This window comes from Xaviernesmea rhizosphaerae (assembly GCF_001938945.1).
GTDB classification, from domain to species: domain Bacteria; phylum Pseudomonadota; class Alphaproteobacteria; order Rhizobiales; family Rhizobiaceae; genus Xaviernesmea; species Xaviernesmea rhizosphaerae.
Genome location: NZ_MKIO01000031.1, coordinates 49,052 through 69,166, shown reverse-complemented (window position 1 = coordinate 69,166; position 20,115 = coordinate 49,052). Strand labels below are relative to the sequence as shown.

At 65.0% G+C, this 20,115-nt stretch carries 18 protein-coding genes; 4 read left to right on the top strand and 14 right to left on the bottom strand.

The features are described from left to right. Positions 1 to 55 precede the first annotated feature (55 nt). The 14 genes from BJF92_RS13620 to BJF92_RS13555 form a co-directional block, all read right to left on the bottom strand. On the bottom strand, positions 56 to 403 hold the full coding sequence (locus tag BJF92_RS13620) for a cupin domain-containing protein (RefSeq protein ID WP_075635292.1): 348 nt from the start codon (positions 401 to 403) through the stop codon (positions 56 to 58). Positions 404 to 466: 63 nt separating this feature from the next. After that, positions 467 to 1,792, bottom strand: a complete 1,326-nt coding sequence (locus tag BJF92_RS13615) for an NAD(P)/FAD-dependent oxidoreductase (protein ID WP_075635291.1) — start codon at positions 1,790 to 1,792, stop codon at positions 467 to 469. Between the two features lie 13 nt (positions 1,793 to 1,805). Further along, positions 1,806 to 2,696, bottom strand: a complete 891-nt coding sequence (locus BJF92_RS13610; protein ID WP_075635290.1) for an ABC transporter permease — start codon at positions 2,694 to 2,696, stop codon at positions 1,806 to 1,808. Between the two features lie 76 nt (positions 2,697 to 2,772). Then, positions 2,773 to 3,723 carry an ABC transporter permease gene (locus tag BJF92_RS13605; protein ID WP_075635289.1) on the bottom strand — a complete coding sequence of 317 codons (951 nt, stop codon included), beginning with the start codon at positions 3,721 to 3,723 and terminating at the stop codon, positions 2,773 to 2,775. A 159-nt stretch (positions 3,724 to 3,882) separates the two neighbouring features. Then, on the bottom strand, positions 3,883 to 5,547 hold the full coding sequence (locus BJF92_RS13600; protein WP_075635288.1) for a peptide ABC transporter substrate-binding protein: 1,665 nt from the start codon (positions 5,545 to 5,547) through the stop codon (positions 3,883 to 3,885). 142 nt (positions 5,548 to 5,689) lie between these two features. Further along, positions 5,690 to 7,021, bottom strand: a complete 1,332-nt coding sequence (locus BJF92_RS13595) for an NAD(P)/FAD-dependent oxidoreductase (RefSeq protein ID WP_075635287.1) — start codon at positions 7,019 to 7,021, stop codon at positions 5,690 to 5,692. Between the two features lies 1 nt (position 7,022). Then, positions 7,023 to 7,736, bottom strand: a complete 714-nt coding sequence (locus BJF92_RS13590) for an SDR family NAD(P)-dependent oxidoreductase (RefSeq protein ID WP_075635286.1) — start codon at positions 7,734 to 7,736, stop codon at positions 7,023 to 7,025. Beyond that, the gene (locus tag BJF92_RS13585) at positions 7,733 to 8,218 is read right to left on the bottom strand and encodes a MarR family winged helix-turn-helix transcriptional regulator (protein ID WP_075635285.1); all 486 of its coding nucleotides are present in this window, start codon (positions 8,216 to 8,218) and stop codon (positions 7,733 to 7,735) included. Before BJF92_RS13585 ends, BJF92_RS13590 begins: the two co-directional genes overlap by 4 nt. 300 nt (positions 8,219 to 8,518) lie before the next feature. Further along, a complete protein-coding gene (locus BJF92_RS13580) occupies positions 8,519 to 10,162 on the bottom strand; it encodes an ABC transporter ATP-binding protein (RefSeq protein WP_075635284.1) in 1,644 nt (547 codons plus the stop codon). A 388-nt stretch (positions 10,163 to 10,550) separates the two neighbouring features. Further along, positions 10,551 to 11,453, bottom strand: coding sequence for a carbohydrate ABC transporter permease (locus BJF92_RS13575; RefSeq protein ID WP_075635283.1), 903 nt, complete (start codon positions 11,451 to 11,453; stop codon positions 10,551 to 10,553). Between the two features lie 125 nt (positions 11,454 to 11,578). Next, a complete protein-coding gene (locus BJF92_RS13570; RefSeq protein WP_075635282.1) occupies positions 11,579 to 12,868 on the bottom strand; it encodes an extracellular solute-binding protein in 1,290 nt (429 codons plus the stop codon). A 65-nt stretch (positions 12,869 to 12,933) separates the two neighbouring features. Beyond that, a complete protein-coding gene (locus BJF92_RS13565; protein ID WP_078058015.1) occupies positions 12,934 to 13,758 on the bottom strand; it encodes a carbohydrate ABC transporter permease in 825 nt (274 codons plus the stop codon). Continuing rightward, positions 13,755 to 14,891 carry an ABC transporter ATP-binding protein gene (locus tag BJF92_RS13560; RefSeq protein WP_075635281.1) on the bottom strand — a complete coding sequence of 379 codons (1,137 nt, stop codon included), beginning with the start codon at positions 14,889 to 14,891 and terminating at the stop codon, positions 13,755 to 13,757. The genes BJF92_RS13565 and BJF92_RS13560 overlap by 4 nt, the downstream gene beginning before the upstream one ends. Before the next feature lie 103 nt (positions 14,892 to 14,994). Then, positions 14,995 to 15,780, bottom strand: a complete 786-nt coding sequence (locus BJF92_RS13555; protein ID WP_075635280.1) for an SDR family NAD(P)-dependent oxidoreductase — start codon at positions 15,778 to 15,780, stop codon at positions 14,995 to 14,997. A gap of 160 nt (positions 15,781 to 15,940) precedes the next feature. Here BJF92_RS13555 and BJF92_RS13550 point away from each other — a divergent pair, with 160 nt between their 5' ends. The 4 genes from BJF92_RS13550 (at position 15,941) to BJF92_RS13535 (ending at position 19,988) form a co-directional block, all read left to right on the top strand. Continuing rightward, positions 15,941 to 16,741, top strand: coding sequence for a BtpA/SgcQ family protein (locus BJF92_RS13550; protein WP_075635279.1), 801 nt, complete (start codon positions 15,941 to 15,943; stop codon positions 16,739 to 16,741). A 58-nt stretch (positions 16,742 to 16,799) separates the two neighbouring features. Then, positions 16,800 to 18,308, top strand: a complete 1,509-nt coding sequence (locus tag BJF92_RS13545) for an FGGY-family carbohydrate kinase (protein WP_075635278.1) — start codon at positions 16,800 to 16,802, stop codon at positions 18,306 to 18,308. Beyond that, positions 18,308 to 18,976 (top strand): HAD family hydrolase, encoded by a 669-nt coding sequence (locus BJF92_RS13540; protein WP_075635277.1) that lies wholly within the window; start codon positions 18,308 to 18,310, stop codon positions 18,974 to 18,976. Before BJF92_RS13545 ends, BJF92_RS13540 begins: the two co-directional genes overlap by 1 nt. A gap of 178 nt (positions 18,977 to 19,154) precedes the next feature. Further along, positions 19,155 to 19,988, top strand: a complete 834-nt coding sequence (locus BJF92_RS13535; RefSeq protein ID WP_075635276.1) for a DeoR/GlpR family DNA-binding transcription regulator — start codon at positions 19,155 to 19,157, stop codon at positions 19,986 to 19,988. Positions 19,989 to 20,115 lie beyond the last annotated feature (127 nt).

Genomic DNA, 20,115 nt, shown 5'->3' with positions numbered 1-20,115 from the left:
ATCCTCCCCATCGCTGGCCGATCCGGTTTCATGAGATCGGCGCTCTGAAGCCATGTCAGGGTTTTGGGACGACGGTGGCGAGCTTGCGGAAGGGCGAGAGGATTTCCAGGCGGCTCGGCACGCCCTTTGCGATGCTGACGATCGTGCCGGGTCCGATCTTCACCGGCGGCTCCTCGGCCTGGGAATAGATCGCCTCGCCTTCCACGACCACGAAAGTCTCCTCCAGGTCGCGGCCCGGATAGGTGTAGATGCCCGGTTCGGCCTTCCACACGGCGACGATGGTTCCGTTTTCGATCTCGTCCTGCCAGATCGGCCGGCGATAGGAGCCGCTTTCGCGGCCCTCGGCGGGCATGGCCGGCGTCAGATCGATGTCGTCGGCAATGTTGTAGATCGGCATGGTCATGGGCAGTCTCCTTTTTGATGCGTGAGAGCGCGCTTGAAGAAGCGTCGTGTCGGGTGTGGGGGATCAGGCGTGTGGCGGCAGGGGCGCGCCGGAAAGCCGGGCGGCGAGATTGTCGCGCAGGCGGTGGTAGCGCAGCGTCAGCGCCGGGCCGAAGGCCATATAGAAGGGCGCGGCCTTCAAGGGCTCCAGCTTCAGGGCGAGTTCGTTCTGCGGCTTGCCGAGCGCCCATTCCGACAGGATCGAGCCCAGCATCGACCCGGTGGGCACGCCGCGTCCGGACAGGCCCGTCAAAGCCACGACACCCGGCGCCAGATCATAGAAGCGCGGCACGGTTCGATATTGCATGTCGAGTTCGCCGAACCAGAAATAGTCCCAGCGGATCTCCTCGCGGATCTGCGGATGCAGCCATTTGAGCCGCTCGCTCATCACCTGCCGGGTATAGGCCATGTCGCGCCCGCGCCGGCCCATGGGGAACATGGAGGCGACGATGCGGCCCTCGGCATTGTATTTGTAGACATAGATGTCGCCGCGTCCGTCATGGATCGTGGTGTTCTCGGGCAGAACGGTGCGGCGCGTCTCGTCCGACAGGATCTGCGTGGCCGCGACGAAGACGCGCTGGATCTTGAAGGTCCGCTCAAGCTTCGGCCAGCCGCCGACGGTGTAGGCGCCGGTGGTGAAGATGACCTTGTCCGCCGTCACGCTGCCGCCTGTGGTGCCGACCGTCCAGCCGCCGCCCGCATGACGCTCGCAGGAGAGCGCCGCCGAGCGGGTGAAGATCTTCGCGCCCTCCTGGATCACGGCGCGGGCGAGGCCGCGCGCATAGCCGAGCGGGTTGAGATGGCCGGCCTCCTCATGCAGCCAGCCGCCATGAAAGCGCCGGCTGCCGGTGATCGCCGCCACCTCGTCGCGCTCGAGAAAACGGGTGCGTGCGCCGACCGCATTGTAGCTCTCGACCTTCTGCCGGATGGCGGCAATCGCGCCCTTGTGCGGCGCGCCCATGACATAGCCGTTCTGCACCCATTCGCAGTCGATCTGGTAATCGCGGATCATGGACGAGACCCGGTCATTGGCCCGCGTTTGCCGCTCGATCAGCCGTTCGGCCCAGGGCTCGCCCAGCATGCGCCGGAGCTCCGGCAGGGTGTAATGGGTGAAGGTCGGCGTGCAATGGCCGGCATTGCGGCCGGAGCCGCCGAAGCCGGCCTCCTCCCGTTCCAGCACGACGACGCTCACCCCGGCTTTGGCCAGCTCCAGCGCGGTCGTCAGCCCGCTATAGCCGGCGCCGACGATACAGACATCGGCCTTGATCGGGCCTTCAAGCGGTCCGGTCGGCGGCGCGGGCGTCGCGGTGGCGTGCCAGAGGGTCGTATCGAAGCGCGAGAAGACGGTCATGGCGCTGCCCTCGTCAATTCAGGTCGCTGCGCGCGTCGAGCGCATCGCGCAGGCCGTCGCCGATGAAGTTGAAGCTGGTGACGGCGAGCGTGATGGCCACGCCCGGAACGATGGCAAGCCAGGGCGCCTTGTCGAGATATTGCTGGGCGCCGTTCAGCATATTGCCCCAGCTCGGCAGCGGCGGCTGGATGCCGTAGCCGAGAAAGCTGATATAGGCCTCGAGCAGAATGGCGCGGGCCACGGTGAGCGTCGCCGCCACGATGATCGGCCCGACCGCATTCGGCAGCAATTCGCGGAACATGATCCAGCCATTGGGCAGGCCGAGCATGCGCGCGGCCAGCACGAAGTCGCGCTCGCGCAGGGAGCGGACCTCCGCTTCCACGAGCCGGGCGATCTCCATCCAGCTGGTCACGGCGATGATCACCGTGATCATGAAGGGGCTGGGCTTGACGAAAGCGGCCAGCGCCAGCAGCAGGAAGATGCTCGGAAATGACAGGAAGGCATCGACGAAGCGCATCAGCACCGCCCCGACCCGCCCGCCATAATAGCCCGCCACCACCCCGATCACCGTGCCGATCAGCGTCGAGAGCACCATGGCGAAGAAACCGACCAGCAGCGAGATGCGGCCGGCATTGAAGAGCCGCGCGGCGATATCACGCCCGAGAGGGTCCGTGCCGAAGATGTGGGAGCCGGTCAAAGGCGGCGCGAAGCGGGCGCGCAGGTCGATATAGAGCTCGTCATAGGGGAGCAGATGGGGGCCGACGACGCAGGCGAAGATCATGATGACAATCATGACGAGCCCGATCACCGCCAGCTTGTGGCGGGCGAAGCGGCGGATCGTGCGGTTCTGCCACCAGCGCGGACGGGCGGAGGCGGCGGAAGACGGAAGCGTTGCTGCGGACATGATCTATCCCTTCAGGCAATAGGCGCGGCAGGCAATAGGCGCGGCAGGCAATGGGCGCGGCGCATCGAGCGGGCAGTCACCCGAGGCGGATGCGGGGATCGACGAGAGCGACCAGGAGGTCGGCGATGAGGCTGCCGGCAAGGACGAGGATGGCGGAGAACATCAGGAGGCCCATGACGACGGGATAGTCGTGATAGCCGAGACTATCGAGGAAGAGACGTCCCATGCCGGGCCAGGTGAAGACCGTCTCGGTGACGAGAGCCCCGCCGAGAATGGTGGGAAGCTGCAGCCCGGCAAGCGTGATCATCGGCAACAGCGCATTGCCCACCACATGCTTCATCAGCACGCGGCGCGGCGCCAGACCCTTGGCGCGGGCCGTGCGCACGAAATCCTGGTTGATGACGTCGAGCGTCGCCGTGCGCATGTAGCGGCTCCAGACTGCGATGTTCACCAGCGCCAGAACCAGGCTCGGCATGATCAGGTGAATGGCGTAGTCGGAGAAGGACTGGTCTCCGATCGTGTACATGCTGCCGGCCGGAAGCCATTTGAGCTTCAGCGCGAAGACATAGATGGCGACCAGGCCGAACCAGAAGGTCGGGATCGACAGCGCCACCATCGCGCCGATGGTGGCGGTATAGTCGAACAGGGAGTAGCGCTTGGTCGCGCCCTTGATGCCGATCCAGGTGCCGACCAGGATCGAGATCAGCGTGGAGGAGCCCATCAAGAGCAGCGTGGCGAATAGGTGCCCGGAGATGATCTCCAGCACGGGCCGCTGGTCGCGGTAGGACGTGCCCCAATCCCCCTGAAGCAGGCGCCAGGCCCAATCGAGATACTGGATCGGCAGGGGACGGTTAAGGCCCATCTGCTCGGCGATGCGGTCGAGCGCCTCGCGCGTCATGCCGGGGGTGAGCGCGAATTGCGACAGCGGGCCGCCGGGCGCGAGGTTCAGCACGGCAAAGCCGATGGTCGACACCAGCACCAGCAGGATGAGACTTTGCCACAGGCGGTTCAAGAGATAGGAGAGCATGGGTCAAGCTCCGGGTCGGCCCGCGCTGAAAGCAGCGGGACTTGCCTTGAGGATCGTCCGCGACGGCCGCAGCCGTCCGGCCCCGCGCAGGGAGCCAGACCGCCAGGCGGCCGTCACGATGCGATGGCCGGCCTTTAGACAGGCGCGGCGCGGCTGGTATCAGCTGACGGTCCAGCTGCCGACGTTCCAGGTGTCGATGCGGGTGTTGATGTTGAACACGACGTTCTCCACACCCTGCTTGTGCCCGCGCACCGTGGCGTATTGAAAGAGCGGCAGGAAGGGCAGCTCCGCGCGCATGATCTCCTGGATCTTGAAATAGGCCGCCTTGCGCTCTTCCGGCACGAACAGGCTGCCGCCCTTGGCGAGCAGGTCGTCGACCTCCTTGTTGGCGAACTGCCAGGTGTTCTGGCCGGCCCCGCCCTTGGCAGCGCTTGAGGTAGAGCGGAAGAAGTCGGACGTATCCGGATCCGGGCCCGTCAGGAAGTCGAGGCCGACGATGACGCTGTCGAACTTCGACAGCATCCAGTAGTCGCCCCACATCACCGCCGGCGGCAGGTTGGAGATCGTCATCTCGATGCCGAGATCCTTGAACGACTGCTGCATATATTGCTGCACCTGTTCGCGGATATGGTTGCCGGCCGTCGTGGAGCAGGTGAAGGCGAGCTTCACGCCGTCCTTGGCACGGATGCCGTCGGCGCCGGGCATCCAGCCTGCGTCGTCGAGCAGGGCCTTGGCCTTCTCCATGGAATATTCATGCTTCGGCAGGTCCGGATTGTAATAGAAGGACTGCTGCGGCACGTAGCTTTCGGTCGGCGTCGGCAGGCCGTAATAGAGCGCGTCGATGATCGACTGCTTGTCGATGGCGTGATAGAGCGCCTTGCGGACCTTGGGGTCCTTGAACTGCGGACGCTCCATGTTGAGCGTGAAGGATTCCACCGTCGAGCCCGGAACGACGGTGACGACCTTGCCTTCCAACGCCTTCGCCTCGTCGTAATGGTCCGGCGTGATCCATTGCAGGCCGACCACATCGATGTCGCCGGTCTTGAACTGCGTATAGAGCACGTTGAGGTCAGGCACATATTTGTAGATCAGCGTCTCAATATGCGGGCCGGCGCCGAAATAGTCCTTGTTGGCTTCAAGCAGGATATAGTCGCCGGCTACGCGCTCCTTCCACTTGAAGGGGCCGGTGCCGATGGGCGCATTGTTGTAGGGCGCCGTGTTCCGATCGGCGGCGGAGCCGAGCGCGTGCTTCGGCGTGATGAAGGTGGAGGCCAGGATCGACGGATAGGGCGCGAAGGGCTTTTCCATCTTCCAGGTGATTTCCGTCGGCGAGACCACGGTCAGCTCGCGCACGAACTCATGGCCGGTCTTGCGCCAGGAGCGGAAATTGGGATCGACCAGCAGCTCCAGGGTGAATTTGACGTCCTCTGCGGTGAAGGGCGTGCCGTCGTGCCATTTCACATCATTGCGCAGCTTGACCTTCCAAGAGAGACCGTCGGCGGAGATGCCGCCATTTTCGACGGTCGGGACTTCGGCGGCGAGCGCGGCAACGAAGGCGCCCTTCTCATCCACATAGAACAGCGGATCGAAGATGCTGAAATGGATGCCCTCATCCACTTCGATATGCGGCATGTGCGGATTGAAGACGGTTGGCTCCTGCGAGAAGCCGACGGTCAGCTGGCCCTTGGCGTCCTTCGTTCCTTGCGCGAAGGCGCGCGAGAAACCCGGAAGGCCGGTCATCACGACGCCCGAGGCACCGAGCGCAAGCAGGCCGAGCGCCTGGCGGCGGGTGGTGTTCATGAACGGCTTCTTGGTATCGGACATGGTCTGCGTTCCCCTTGATTGATTGGTTTGATGGCGATGTCACATCGTTTGCGTCCGCCTCTGTGGGCGGTAAGCCTCCCGACGGCAGTTGACTGCCGCATGCAGCGGGCGGCCGGGCGGTCAGGCCCCGGCCGCGCCAGGGTCAGAAGCCGCTGATCAATTCGATCTTCGAGCCATCGAAGAAGCGGCTGAAACGGAAATCCTGCCGATCGACGATCGGATGGCGGCCGATGACGATGTCGGCCATCAGGCGGCCGGCGGCCGGGCCAATGCCGAAGCCGTGACCTGAAAAGCCGGTGGCGACATGGAAGCCGGGGATCGCATCGATCGCATCGATGACCGGCACGGCATCCGGCGTCACGTCGATCATGCCGCCCCAGCGCTGCGCGATCTCGGCCTTCTTGAAAACAGGAAAAGCGACTGAAAGACGCTTCAGCGCCGTATCCGACATGGCCTTGGAGGGGATCGGGTCGAGCACCCGGTGATATTCGAAGGGCGACGGCTCATCGAGCGACCAGCGGCGCGGCATGCGCGCCTCGTCGAAGAAGCGGCCGCCGACCCGGAAGCGCAGCGAGCGCCATTCATGCGAGAAGGCGGGCATGAATTTCCGGGCATAGCGGAAGGAGGCCGGCACGATATCGACGATGTTCTGCGCGCCGTCGGCGATGGTGTAGCCGCCATCCTGCCGCTTGCGCAGCGCAAAGCCGCTCGCCCAGATCGCCTCTTCCGGCCCGCCTTCGAGCGGCTTGGTGCGCAGAACCGAGTTCAACACCTTTAGCTGCGGCAGGTCGAGGCCGTTATTGCCCATGAACAAGCTGGACCAGGCGCCGCCCGCCAGAACCACCTGCTGGCAGGCAATTTCGCCGCGCTCGGTGACCACGCCCGAGACACGCCCGCCCGACAGCTGCAATCCGCGCACGGCGCATTCCGTCAGAATATGTGCGCCACGCTCGCGCGCGGCTTCCGCGATCGCCGGGGCCGCCTTCTGCGGCTCGGCCCGGCAGTCGCCCGCCGTATAGAGCGCGCCGGCGATCTTCATCGTGTTGCCGGGATATTTGGCGTTGAACTCCGCCGCGCTGAGCATGCGGCTTTCGATCTGGTAGCCTTCCAGATTGCGGTTCCACCGCTCGTGCTGGGCGAATTGTTTCTCGTCCGCGCAAGTGAAGACGATGCCCGCGCGCTTGAAGCCGGTCTCGCGGCCGGTCCGGCGGTTGAGATCGGCCCAGATGCGCAGCGATTCCGCCATCAGCGGCACTTCGCGCGGGTCGCGGCGGGAGATCCGCACCCAGCCCCAGTTGCGGCTGGACTGCTCGTGGCCGATGCCGCCTTTTTCGCAAAGTGCGACGCTGAGGCCGCTATCGGCCAGCTCGAGCGCCGTTGATGTTCCGATGATCCCGCCGCCGATGACGACGACATCCACCGCTTTCGGCAGGTCGGCATCGCCATGGACGGGAACGACATAAGGACCGGGCATGTCAGAAAAATTCCTCAAGCTGGCAATTGATGGCGAATTCGGCGACGGAGGCCGAATTGGGCAGGGTCAGGAGCATGGCGATGATGCGCGCGAGATCGTCGGGCTGCGTCATCAGCTCGGCCGGCCGCTCGCTGAGGGCCGTTCCCATATCGGTGGCGACGAAGCCCGGGCAGACCGCCGTGGCGCGCACCCCCTGGTCGAAACCGGCCTGGCGGATGGCATGGGCAAGCGCAACGGCGGCGAATTTCGACAGCGAATAGCTGCCGGCGCCGGCGGATTTTACCCGCTTGCCGGAGAGCGAGGCGAGGATGATGACGCGGCCGCGCCCCGTGGCGCAAAGCGCTTCCCAGGCGGCCTTGGCCAGCCGGCGCGGCGCCTTGAGGTTGACGGACATCATGGCCTCGATGTCGTCCTCCTCCGCCTCGATCACCGTCTTGGGGATCATGATCCCGGCATTGGCCACCAGCGCATCGATGCGCCCGAAGCGGGCAAGGGCCGCATCCACCCATTGCTGTTCGGCGGCGGGATCGCCGGCCTCATAGGCCGCGAGCTGCACGCGGTCCTCATGGCCGGCGGCCCAGTCCGGCAGGATCGGCTGGCGCATGCCGAGCGAGACCGACCAGCCCTGGCGCAAAAGTTCGGCGGCGACATGATTGCCGATGCCGCGGCTGGCGCCTGAGACCAGCGCGACGGCGCCCCTGGGAAATTCGCTCATGACATCCCCACGATCCGGCGATAGGCACGCCTCAGAATATCGATGACGAGCGCCTGCTCGTCCTGCGGAATGAAGGAGAAGAAATCGCGCGACTGCTGCGGTACGATCTCGCGGATCTTTTCGGCGAGCGCCGCGCCGGCTTCGGTGATGTAAAGCTCCTGCGCGCGGTTGTCCTCCGGCGACACCTCCCGGCGGATCAGCCCCTGATGCTCCATCTGGTCGATCAGCCGGCCCATGGCCGAGCGGTCGCGCATGATCATATGGGCGATCAGCGATGGGCGGATGCCCGGATAGTCATCGACCAGCAGCAACGTGGTGATCTTTCCCGTGCCCTTGGCCACTTCCAGCCCTTCGAGCCGCTGATCGAGATCGCGCGAGACGGCCAGATTGATGGTGCGGATATAGAAGCTCAGCGTGTCTTCCAGCACATCGATATCGATGTCCTGCGGACGGGTCGGTGGTTTGGCCGTCGGTTTCGTCATGGGGGTCTCGTTCGAATGGACACAGGTTGTCATGCTCGCGACGCAGGGTGTGCGCCGCAGAGAGGGTCTACCGGCCATGTCGTATTGCAGTTTCGTGACGATATGAAAGGACAGATAGTGGATGTTTGCAACTATTTTCTGAGGAAGATTTCGATAATTTTTCTTTGAAAAACATAGGCATAATTCGAAAATGCCGATGCCGCCGGCCTCTTTCGAAGCCAGCGGGAAGCGGCAGCCGGACAGGCTGGCCGATGGCAGGTCAGGCGCTGAGCGAGGCGCCTGACCTGCGGTTTTTGGTGATCACACGGCCTTCGCGGTCGGTTCCCAGTCCGCGCCCGGAATGGCGGCAACGAGCCTTCGGGTATAGTCATGCTGCGGCTGGCCGAAGATCGTGGCCGGAGGCCCCTGTTCCACGACCACGCCCTTGTGCATGACGATCACGTCGTCGCAGATCTGGCTCGCCACACGCAGGTCATGGGTGATGAAGATCATCGCCACCTTCATCTCGGCCTGCACCCGCGCAAGAAGCTCCAGGATCTGCGCCTGGATGGACACGTCGAGCGCCGAGACCGCCTCGTCGGCCACCAGCACCACAGGGTCGAACATCAGCGCCCGCGCAATGCCGATCCGCTGGCGCTGTCCGCCGGAAAATTCATGCGGAAAGCGGTCATAGGCCTGGTCGTCCAGCCCCACCAGCTTCAGCAGCCTCAGAGCCTTCACCCGTGCCTCCTGCACGGAAGCGCCATGCGCGACCGGCCCGACCGTCAGGATCCTGCCGATCGTGTGGCGCGGATTGAGCGAGGCGAAGGGGTCCTGGAAGATCATCTGGATATAGGGCCGCAGAGCCCGGAAACTGTCCTCCGCCATGCCGGCGATGTCACGCCCGTCGAAGCGGATCACTCCGCCATCCGGCTCCAGCAGCTTCAGCAGGAGCCGGCCGAGCGACGACTTGCCCGAGCCGCTCTCGCCAACGACGCCGAGCGTCTGGCCCTTGTGCAGACGGAAGCTCACGCCATCGACCGCCTTGACGACACGCCCGGGGCGCAGGAAGGAGCCGGCGCTGCGATATTCCTTGCGAAGCCCCTCGACCTCCAGCACCACCGGCGGCGCTTCAGCGACCGTCGCAGGCGCATGCGCGCGCATGCGCGGCACGGCCGCGACCAGACGCTGGGTGTAGGGGTGGGCGGGGTGAACCAGAACCTGGTCGGCGCGCCCCTGCTCCACCAGATGGCCCTTCTCCATCACCACCACGCGATCGGCGATCTCGGCGACGACACCAAAATCGTGGGTGATGAACATCACGCTCATGCCCTTGCGCTTCTGGATTTTGCGGATGAGGTCGAGAATCTGCGCCTGGGTCGTCACATCGAGAGCGGTCGTCGGCTCATCGGCGATCAGGACATCGGGATCGAGCGCGAGCGCCATGGCGATCATCACGCGCTGGCGCTGGCCGCCGGACAGCCGGAACGGATATTGCAGCCGCATCAGCGGCGGATCCGGCAGGCCGACTTCCTCGAGCAGGGACAGGACCTTGGCCTTGCGGCTCTCTGCCGTGCCATAACCGTGAGTCTCCAGAACCTCGTCGATCTGGTCACCGACCGTCATCAGCGGATTGAGGGCGGAGAGCGGATCCTGGAAGATGATCGACACCGCCCGGCCCCGCAGGCGCCGGATGCTGTCCTCGCGCGCAGCCAGGATATCCATTCCCTTGAAATGGATCTCGCCTGCCGTCACTCGGATGACAGGCGGCAGGAGGCCCATGATCGTATTGGCGGTGACGGATTTCCCGGATCCGGATTCACCGATGATGCAGAGGATTTCGCCGGCGTGGAGATCGAAGGATATGTCCTTCACTGCATGGGTGCGTTCCATTCCGCGCGGCAGCTCGACGGTGAGATGACGAACGGACAGCACCACGTCGGATGACATGGAGGTTTGCGACATAAGTTCCCCTTGTTTTTGTAACTTTGTTCGCGTCACGCCAGCATTTTGCGGCGCAGCAGAGATAGTGGATCATGTCCACTATTTTGTCCAGTGTCGGAAATGGGCATGCGGATGGCCGGGCAGCGAAGCGGGTTGGTCCTGGCCCGGCGCGATAGGTCGTGGCTTATGGCCGATGCCATGGCACCGCGAGACGGCGTGGTTCCAACTTTCACGGCGCAGCGCCATCTGGGCCTGATTGATTTCCGCACACAGGGCATTGTCGCGCGGGAGTGCGGTCCCCGTCTTTTTTCGTGCGGCGGGCGCGGGAGCGGACGATCTCGCCAGCTGTTCCGAGGGCGATGCTACGTCGCAGCCGCCGTTTCGCTCCTTCCTGGCCGGATGACGGCGCTCAGGGCGCGTTGCGTCCCGCTGCCTCGGCACGCTCCAGCCGGAGGAAGAACACCACCGTCAGCGCGAGGATGATGACGAGCAGGCAGAAGGCCGCTGCGGCGCCCTGATTGAGCGACAGGCCGAGAAAGGCCTTGCGATAAGCGAAATAGCTCAGCACTTCCGTTGACGTGCCGGGACCACCACGGGTCAGCACATAGGGCAGGTCGTAGGTCCGGAACTCGTTGATCAGCTGGATGATGATTGCGATGCCCGCCACCGGCCGCAGCATCGGCAGGGTAATGTAGATGAACTGCTGGAATGCGCTGGCGCCATCGACCTCCGCCGCCTCGTAAGGCTCCTGCGGCAGGGCGGCAAGACCCGCTGCCAGGAGCAGCACGACGAAGGAGGTCTGCTGCCAGATGTCGACGAAGGCCATGGTGGACAAGGCGAGATCGGCATTGCCCAGCCAATCCACGCGCGGCAGGCCGGCCGTCTCCAGAAGATGGTTGACGATGCCGAGATTGGGCTGCAGCAACATCTTCCAGATCAGCGCGACGCTGATCGGCGACATGGCCATGGGGATGGTCAGCAGGCCGAAATAGACCGGCCGCATTCTCACCGCACGCTTGAGCATGAGAGCGATAGCCAAGCCCAGCACGAACTCGCCGATGACAGTGACGGCGGAATAGCGGATCGTGAGCAGCAGCGCGCCCCAGAACAGCCGGTCGGAAAAGAGCGTGGCGAAGTTGTCCAGACCGACGAGCGGAAACAGACCCGGCTTCAACAGGGTGAGCGAGGAGATCGCCATCAGCACGGAATAGGCCAGAGGAAAGCCCATGACGACGGCCAGGAGCGCCAGTCCCGGCGCCGCAAAGGCCCAGCCGGTGCGCCATTCCCGATCATAATGCGCGCGCGCCTTCATCACCCCTCACCCCGTATCGATCTCTTCGGCAGGCAGAACAGAATGCGCCCGTTTCGCGGCGTGGATGGCGGACCGGTGCCCGCCCTCCATTGGTTGCGTGGCCGGTTGCACGGCCACGGGGAGGGTCAACGGCTCATCAGGTCCTTGAGACCCGCGGCCGAGGCCTTGACCGCCTCGTCGGTCGAGGTCCCGCCGCTGGCCGCGGTGGAGATCTGCGTGCCGAGCACGTTTTCAAACTCCGCCGAATAGGTGAAGATCGGGAAGGACTTGCCGCTGGCCACCACGGCCTCGGCTGTCTTGTAGAACGGGTATTTCGCCAGCACCGCCGGATCGGCGAAGACGTCGCTGCGAACGGGTGCATGGCCCTGCAACGCGCGCTTGACCGCGATCTCCTTGCTCTGCACCCATTGAATGAAGGTCCAGGCCGCCTTCTGCTGGTCCTCCGGCACATTGGCCGGGATGCCCCAGCCCCAGCCGCCGCTCTCGCCATGGCCGCCCGGCATTACCGACAAAGCCACCTTGCCGGCGGCTGCGGGGCATGCCTTGGCATCGTCGATCTGCGGCAGCATCCACCAGTAGGTCACCATGCTGAAGGCCTTGCCACTGCACATCAGCCGCAGCGTATCGTCGAGCGTTGCCGAGAGCGCGCCCTGCTGCGCGCCGTTCTTGATGTTGTCGACATAGAGGTCCAGCGCCTTGCGGGCCTCGGGGCTGTCCAGCGCGACGGTGCGGTCGTCGTTGAGATAGCGCCCGCCGGCCGAGAACAGATAGTTCGAAAACTCCATCGCATTGGGGTCGCCGCGCTGGCCCTGCATGGCCGCGCCCTCGACGCCGGCCTTGGCCTTCATGAACTTGGCGATCGCCACATAGTCTTCCAACGTCTGCGGAAGGGCGAGATCCTTGCCGGTCTCCTGCTTGTAGGCGGCCTTGAGCTTTTCGTCCGAGATCAGGTCGGTCCGATAGATCAGACCCATGGAGTAATTGTACATCGGCACGAGCGGCATCTTGTCGGCGGTGCGGCCGAGGAGATCGAGCATCGAGGGAATGAAGGGCGCCGTGTCGAATTTCGAGGCGTCCGCCATCGGCTTGAGATCGACCAGCCAGTTGGCGGCCGGAAACTCGCCGGCCCAGAGAAAGTCGACCTCCAGCAGATTATAGGCGCTTTCGGCGCTGACCAGCTGCGTCACCAGCTTGTCGTGCATGTCGGGATAGCCGATCTTCTCGAACTCCACCTTGATGCCCGTCTTTTCGGTGAATTCGGGCAGCAGCGCCTCGATGATCCGGGTTTCCGGCACATCCTCCATTAACGCGCGCAAGGTGATGTCAGCCGCCCTGCCTGTCACGGCGGATGTGGCGAGGGCAGTCGCCGCGAGAAGGCTGGCGGCAAGAGTTCTTTTCCAGGCTGAAGAGGTCATGATCGCTGTTCCCTGTTTATAGTTCTTGAAGCCGCGTTTTGCGCGGTCGCAGTTGAAGAGTGCGCTTATTTCACGCTGCCATAGGTCAGTCCTTCGACGAGGAAGCGCTGGATGAAGCGGGAGGCGACGACGAGCGGCAGGATGGCAAGAACGACACCGGCCGCGACATTGCCGATCTGAACGCCGTTCGACGTCTGCAGCGCCGCCAGCGCGACCGGAATGGTCTGGGTGGAAGGGCCGCTCAGCACGAGGGCGAAGAGAAATTCATTCCAGGAAAGGATGAAGCCCAGCACGCCGGCCGCCGCCAGCCCGGGCAGCGACACCGGCAGGACGATGCGCCAGAAGGCGCCCCATGCGGTTGCGCCATCCGTCAGCGCGGCCCATTCCAGATCGACCGGGATGGCCTTGAAGAAGCCCATGAGGATCCAGGTGAGAAAGGGCAGGTTGAGCGCGGCATAGACCAGCACCAGCCCGGTGAGGCTGTTGGTCAGCGCCAGGCCCTTCAGCAGGGTGAAGCTCGGCAGCACCAGCGCCACCGGCGGCAGCATCTGGGTGGCGAGCATCAGGAACCGGGCAAACCGGCCGCCGGTGGAGAACCGGGCGAAGGCATAGCCCGTCATGGCGGCGAAGGGTAAGGCGATCAGCACCGAGCCCAGCGACACCACGATGCTGTTGAGATAGGAGCGGCCGAAACGGCCGGAGAGCAGCGCCTGGTAGTTTTGCGTGGAGAAGCCCGGCAGCAGCGTGGTGCTGTAGGATTGTTCGGGCGCAACGAAGCTGACGCGCAGCACCCAGAGCAGCGGCAGCACGATCGCCAGGCACATGGCGATGAGGCCGGCATGCAGGGCGACGCGCCTTGCAATCGGGGGTTTGTCGGCATCCGCGCTCATGCCGCCCCCCTCAGGCTGGGCCGCGCAATCGCTGTCTCGCTCACCGGGTCGAAGAGATGGGCGGGCAGGAGATCGGCATGAAGCGTTACGGTTTCGCCCGCCTGCACCCGGGCATGGCGGCTCAGCCGGGCGGTGATCTCCAGCGGGCGGGCCGTGCCACCGCCTGCAGTGCCAGACAGGATGATTTCCGCGCCGAGCGCCTCCACCGCCGTCACCCTGAGGGCGAAGGGCTGGGTTCTCGCCCCCTGCGGCGCCTCGTAGATGTCTTCCGGCCGGAGACCGAAGATCACTTGCGTGCCTGCATGCGGCGCATAGGCGGCCACATGGCGCGCCGGCACGGTGAAGCGCAGCCCCTCGCCGCCGTCGATCACCAGGCTGCCGGCCTCCTGGCTGAGCCGCACCGGCAGCAGGTTCATGGCTGGGCTCGCCAGGAAGCGGGCGACGAAGAGATTGACCGGATCGGCATAGATGTCGAGCGGCCTGCCCGCCTGGATCAGCCGCCCTTCCCGCATGATGCAGATCCGGTCCCCCATCGTCATCGCCTCCACCTGGTCGTGGGTGACGTGAATGGTGGTGCGGCCGAGCCGACGATGAAGCTTCACCAGTTCAAGCCGCATCTCGGCACGCAGCTGCGCATCGAGATTGGAGAGCGGCTCATCGAGCAGGAACACATCCGGCTCGCGAACGATGGCACGGCCGAGCGCCACACGCTGGCGCTGGCCGCCGGACAAGGCGGCGGGCTTGCGGTCGAGCAGCTGGCCGAGGCCGAGCAGCGCCGCGGTCTCCTCGGTCTTTCGGGCGATCTCCTCGCCCGTCGCGCCGCGCATCTTCAGACCGAAGCCCATATTGGCGCGCACGCTCATATGCGGATAGAGCGCATAGCTTTGGAACACAACGGCCACGTTGCGGTCACGCGGCGGCACGCGGTTCATGTTGCGGTCGCCGATGAACAGGTCGCCCGCGCTGATGGATTCGAGCCCTGCGATCATCCGCAGCGTGGTCGACTTGCCGCAGCCCGAGGGGCCGAGGAAAATCACGAACTCGCCGTTCTCGATGCGCAGATCGACGTCCCGAACGCCATAGGAGCCGTTGGGATAGAGCTTGGAAACGCTTCGAAGATCGATCGATGCCATTCGCCACCTTCCGCCTGATGCGCGTGCGCGGGCGGCCCTTGAACAAGGGCAGCCTGCCGGTCCGTTTGCCTGCCCTGTCGGGCAGGCGTGCCCGCAGCGGCGGTCAGGTCATGTAGACGCCACCGGTGACGTTGATGCCCTGGCCGGTCATGAAGCGCGCGCTGTCGGAGCAGAGGAAGACGACGACATCGGCGACATCCTCCGGCGTCTCGATGCGCCCGAGCGGCGTCTGCGCCACATATTCGTTGAAGACCTGCTCCGCGCTGATGCCGCGCAGGCTGGCTTCCCATTCGATCTCTCGGCTCTGCATGCCGGTCTTGACGAAGCCGGGGCAGACGGCGTTCACACGGATGCCCTGTGGCGCAAGCTCGCGCGCCAGTGCCTGGGTCCAGCCGAGCACGGCGAATTTGCTGGCGGAGTAATGCGCCAGAAGCGGCGCGCCGACCTTGGCTGCGAGCGAGGCGGTGTTGACGATGCAGCCCTTGCCCTGGCCCGCAAGATGGCGGCCGGCGATCTGGTTGGTGAGGAAGATGCCCCGCGTGTTGACGTCGAAGTTGAAATCCCACTCCTCGTCCGTCAGCTCCAGCGCCTTTTGCATGGTCGAGACGCCGGCATTGGCAATGACGATCTCGCAGCCGCCGAGGCGCTCCAGAGCGGCGGAAAAGGCGCTTTCAACCGAGGCCCGCTTGCGCACATCGACCTCGATCGCCACCGCGCCCTGCCCGATCTCCGCCGCCGCGCGCTCGGCCGCTGCGCCATCGATATCGGCCAGCGCCACGGCCACGCCCTGAGCCGCGAGCGCCCTGGCGATCGAAAGACCGATACCGGTGCCGCCGCCTGTCAGAAAGGCTCGGCGGCCGGCAAGCTCTGGAAACACAGGCTGTGACATGGCTGCTCCTCTGGTCGTTTTTCGAAACCGTATCCAACAAAATCTAACTCGGCAAATGTTTTTTCTGTTTGATTAAGTTCGTTTCGCTGCTTATGGTCGGGACAGAACAATCGAGCCATCCCCATCGGGATCGCTCACGGGCGCCACTGAGGATGTGAGAATGGTTTTTGACTGCTTCGGAGATCGCAAGAAGGTCGTGATCGCAATGGCGCATATCGGTGCGCTGCCCGGTGCGCCGCTCTATGACAAGGATGGCGGGCTGCAGAAGCTGATCGACGACGTGGCCACCGATGTCGAGAAGCTGCAGGCCGGCGGCGTGGATGCCATCATGTTCGGTAACGAGAACGACCGGCCCTATGTCTTCAAGGGTTCCCCGGAAAGCATCGCCGCCATGACGGCGATCGTGCAGGCGATCAAGCCGTCGCTGAACGTCCCCTTCGGTGTCAATTATCTCTGGGACCCGCTCTCCAGCGTCGCCATCGGCGCGGTGACGGGCGCGAGCTTCGTGCGCGAAATCTTCACCGGGCTCTTCGCCTCCGATATGGGCCTGTGGGAGCCGGACTGCTCCAGTGCCGCGCGGCTGCGCGCGCAGCTTGGCCGGCAGGACATGAAGATGCTGTTCAACATCAATGCCGAGTTCGCCCATTCGCTCGACCAGCGGCCGATCGCGCTGCGCGCCAAGAGCGCGGTCTTCTCCTCGCTTGCCGATGCCATCCTAGTTTCCGGTCCGATCACCGGTCAGCCGGCCAGCCAGTCGGACCTGCGCGACGTGTGCGAAACCGTGAAGGATGTGCCTGTCTTCGCCAATACCGGCGTGAACATCGACAACATCCGCGATGTGTTCTCCATGGCCCAGGGCTGTGTGATCGGCACGCATTTCAAGGTGGACGGCAACACCTGGAACCCGGTGGACGCCGCCCGCGTCAAGCGTTTCATGGACGTAGTGGCCACTCTGCGATAGACCGCCGCCCAAGCCGCCGCTTGTCCGCCAACCCTTCTGAAAAGCACGGATCGCCCTGATGAACGCCGTTCTCGGCCTGGATATCGGCACGACCTCCACCATTGGCATTCTCGTCGGCCTGCCGGGTAAGATCCTCGCCACGGCCTCGCGGCCAGTGACGCTCGCCTCGCCGCAGGCGGGCTGGGCGGAGGAGGACCCCGGCGAGTGGTGGGAGAATGTCCGTGCCATCATCGCGGAGCTTCTGGCCGCCTCCGGGATTGCGCCCGGCGACATCAAGGCGGTCGGGGTCACCGGCATGCTGCCGGCCGTGGTGCTGCTGGACAAGGGCGGAGCGGTGCTGCGCCCGAGCATCCAGCAGAGCGACGGGCGCTGCGGATACGAGGTGGAGGAGCTGCGCGGCGAATGGGACGAGGCGGATTTTCTCGCCCGCGCCGGCAACGGCATCAACCAGCAGCTCGTCACGGCGAAGCTGCGCTGGATCGAGCGGCACGAGCCCACGGTCTTCGCGCGGAGCGCCACCGTTTTCGGCTCTTATGATTACATCAACTACCGGCTGACCGGCACGCGGGCGGTGGAGCAGAACTGGGCGCTGGAAGCCGGCTTCGTCAACGTGTCGACCGGGCTGATCGACCCGGAGCTTGTGGCCCTCGCCCATATCGGGCCGGACATCGTGCCGCCCAAGCGTGCCTCCTCGGAGATCATGGGTCATATCGATCCCCGCGGCGCAGCCGAGACCGGGCTTGCCGAAGGGACGCCCGTGGTCGGCGGGGCGGCCGACATGATCGCCTCGGCGCTCGGCGCCGGCGTGGTCGATGCCGGCGATGTGCTTTTGAAGTTCGGCGGCGCGGTCGATATCCTGACCGCCACGGACCGGGTCCAGCCGGATGCGCGCCTGTTCCTCGATTATCACCTGGTGCCCGGCCTCTATATGCCGAACGGCTGCATGTCGACCGGCGGCTCGGCGCTGAACTGGTTCGCCCGGCAATTTGCCGGCGGCGAGGAGGCCGCGGCGCGTTCGGCCGGGCTCAGCATTCACCAGCATCTGGACAGGCTGGCCGCGACCAAGCCTGCCGGGGCCGATGGCCTGACCATCCTGCCCTATCTGCTCGGCGAAAAGACGCCGATCCACGATCCCGACGCCCGCGGCGTGATCGAGGGGCTGACTTTGTCCCACGATATCGGCCACCTCTGGCGCGCCCTGCTCGAATCCTACGCCTATGCCATTCGCCATCATGTCGAGGTCTTGATCGACATGGGGCATGCGCCGCGCCGCTTTCTCGTCTCGGATGGCGGTTCACAGTCGACGCTCTGGATGCAGATCGTCGCCGATGTCTTGAACGCGCCGGTCCAGCGGCTGTCGGGCCATCCGGGCTCCTGCATCGGCGCGGCCTGGGCGGCAGCGATCGGCGTGGGGCTGGAAAGCGACTGGCGCGGCGTCACCCGCTTCGTCACCTTTTCCGACGTGCTGGCGCCGCAGTCGGAAAGCGTGGCGGTCTATGAGCGTGGCTATCGGCGCTACCGCGACCTCTACCGGCGCCTGGAGCCCAGCTGGCGGCAGAGGCCCTGATGCCGGCGCGTTTCCAGGCGGTGGCCTGGGATATCGACGGCACGCTGGTGGACAGCGAGCCGCTGCATCACCGGGCCCTGGTCTCGGCCTCGCTGGAATTCGGAACCGATCTGCGCAACCTCCCGGACATGGCCTTTCGCGGCATCCATATGGGCGATGTCTGGCAGCTTCTGCGCGACCGGCTGCCGCCCTCGCTTGCCGAAGAGGTATGGGCCCATGCGATCAACCGACACTATGTCGCCGGCCGCCGCACGCTGCGGCCCCTGCCCGGCGCGGTCGAAACCATCCGTGCGCTGCACCGGCAGGGCGTGCCGCAGGTTTGCGTGTCCAATTCCTGCCGTCTCGTGGTGGATGCCAATCTTGATGCGCTGGACGTGGCGGCCTGCATGACCTTTTCCATCAGTCTCGACGATGTGACGGAGGGCAAGCCCTCGCCGCTGCCCTATGCCGGCGCGGCGGAGCGGCTCGGACTTGCGCCGGAAACGGTCGTGGCGGTGGAAGACAGCGCCACCGGCATCCGTTCGGCCAGGGCTGCCGGGCTGCACGCTCTGTTCCTGCGCACATCGGACAATGGCGGCGTCTGGGCCGGAGAGCCAAAACCCGATGGAATGCTCGAGGCACTGACGGACCTGTTGGCTTTTTTCCCGCAAAAGGTGCCATTTTCCTGAAATCCTGAGAAATGTGCGCCTCTGAGCTGTGCCGGGCTCCTGCATTGTGCAACAAGGCGCTATATGTTTGATTCGAACATGATATGTTTGAAACCCTGCCGCCGGCCGTTCAGGCCGTGGCGCTGCGGCGACGATGGCGGGATCGGCATGTGTGCGAACGAGAAAGACGGAAGCATCGATGGCAAGCGAGCGAAGCGCGACCAAGACGATTGAGAAGCCGAAGTTTCTCGCGCAGGTGCGTCAAGCCGCCATCGTCAGCGAGCTCGGGCGCGCCGGCTCCGTCACCGTGAGCGAGCTGGCCCAGCAGCTGTCCGTGTCCGAGATGACGGTGCGCCGCGATCTGGTCGAGCTGGAAAAGGATGGCAGGCTGATCCGCACCCATGGCGGCGCGGTCAAGCCGGACCAGGCGCCCGCCATGGCGCGCAGCGACAATTTCGACGGTGAGGAGCCGGCGTTCGACGCGCGCCTGGCCCGCAACGCCGCGCTCAAGCGCCGCATCGCCGCCACGGCGGCGGAGCTTGCCGCGGGCGCACGCAGCATCGCACTCGACGTCGGCACCACCACCTATTTCGTGGCGGAAGCTTTGACGCCACGGCCGCAGGCAAAGCTCTTCACCAACAGCATCCGCAGCGCCGGCCAGCTCTCCGCCCGCGGGCTTGAGACCTACCTCGCCGGCGGCCGGATCCGTGCGGAGGAAATGTCGACCAGCGGACCCTCGGCTGTCAGCCAGTTCGAGACGCTTTGGTTCGACATCGCCTTTGTCGGCGTTTCCGGACTGACGAGGGAAGGCATTTACGATTACTCCTTCGAAGAAACCGACATGAAGCGCGTCTATCTCACGCGCAGCTCGCGCCGCGTCGTTCTGTGCGACAGCACTAAGTTCAACCGGATGTCGCTGGTGCTGGTGGGCGGACTTCTCGATTTCAACACGCTGATCTGCGACGAGGCACCGTCAGACGAGCTGCAGGCGGCGTTGACCCGCGCCGGCGTGGACATCATCGTCGCCCGCTAGGGCATTGTTCCGAAGGGCGAGAGCCGTTTTCGGAAAATTCCAGGCAAAACAACAAACCAGAGCATGGCACGGCATCTGGCCAAAGTGCGCGGCACAAGCCTTTGCGAGCGGCGACACCCCGTCAGCC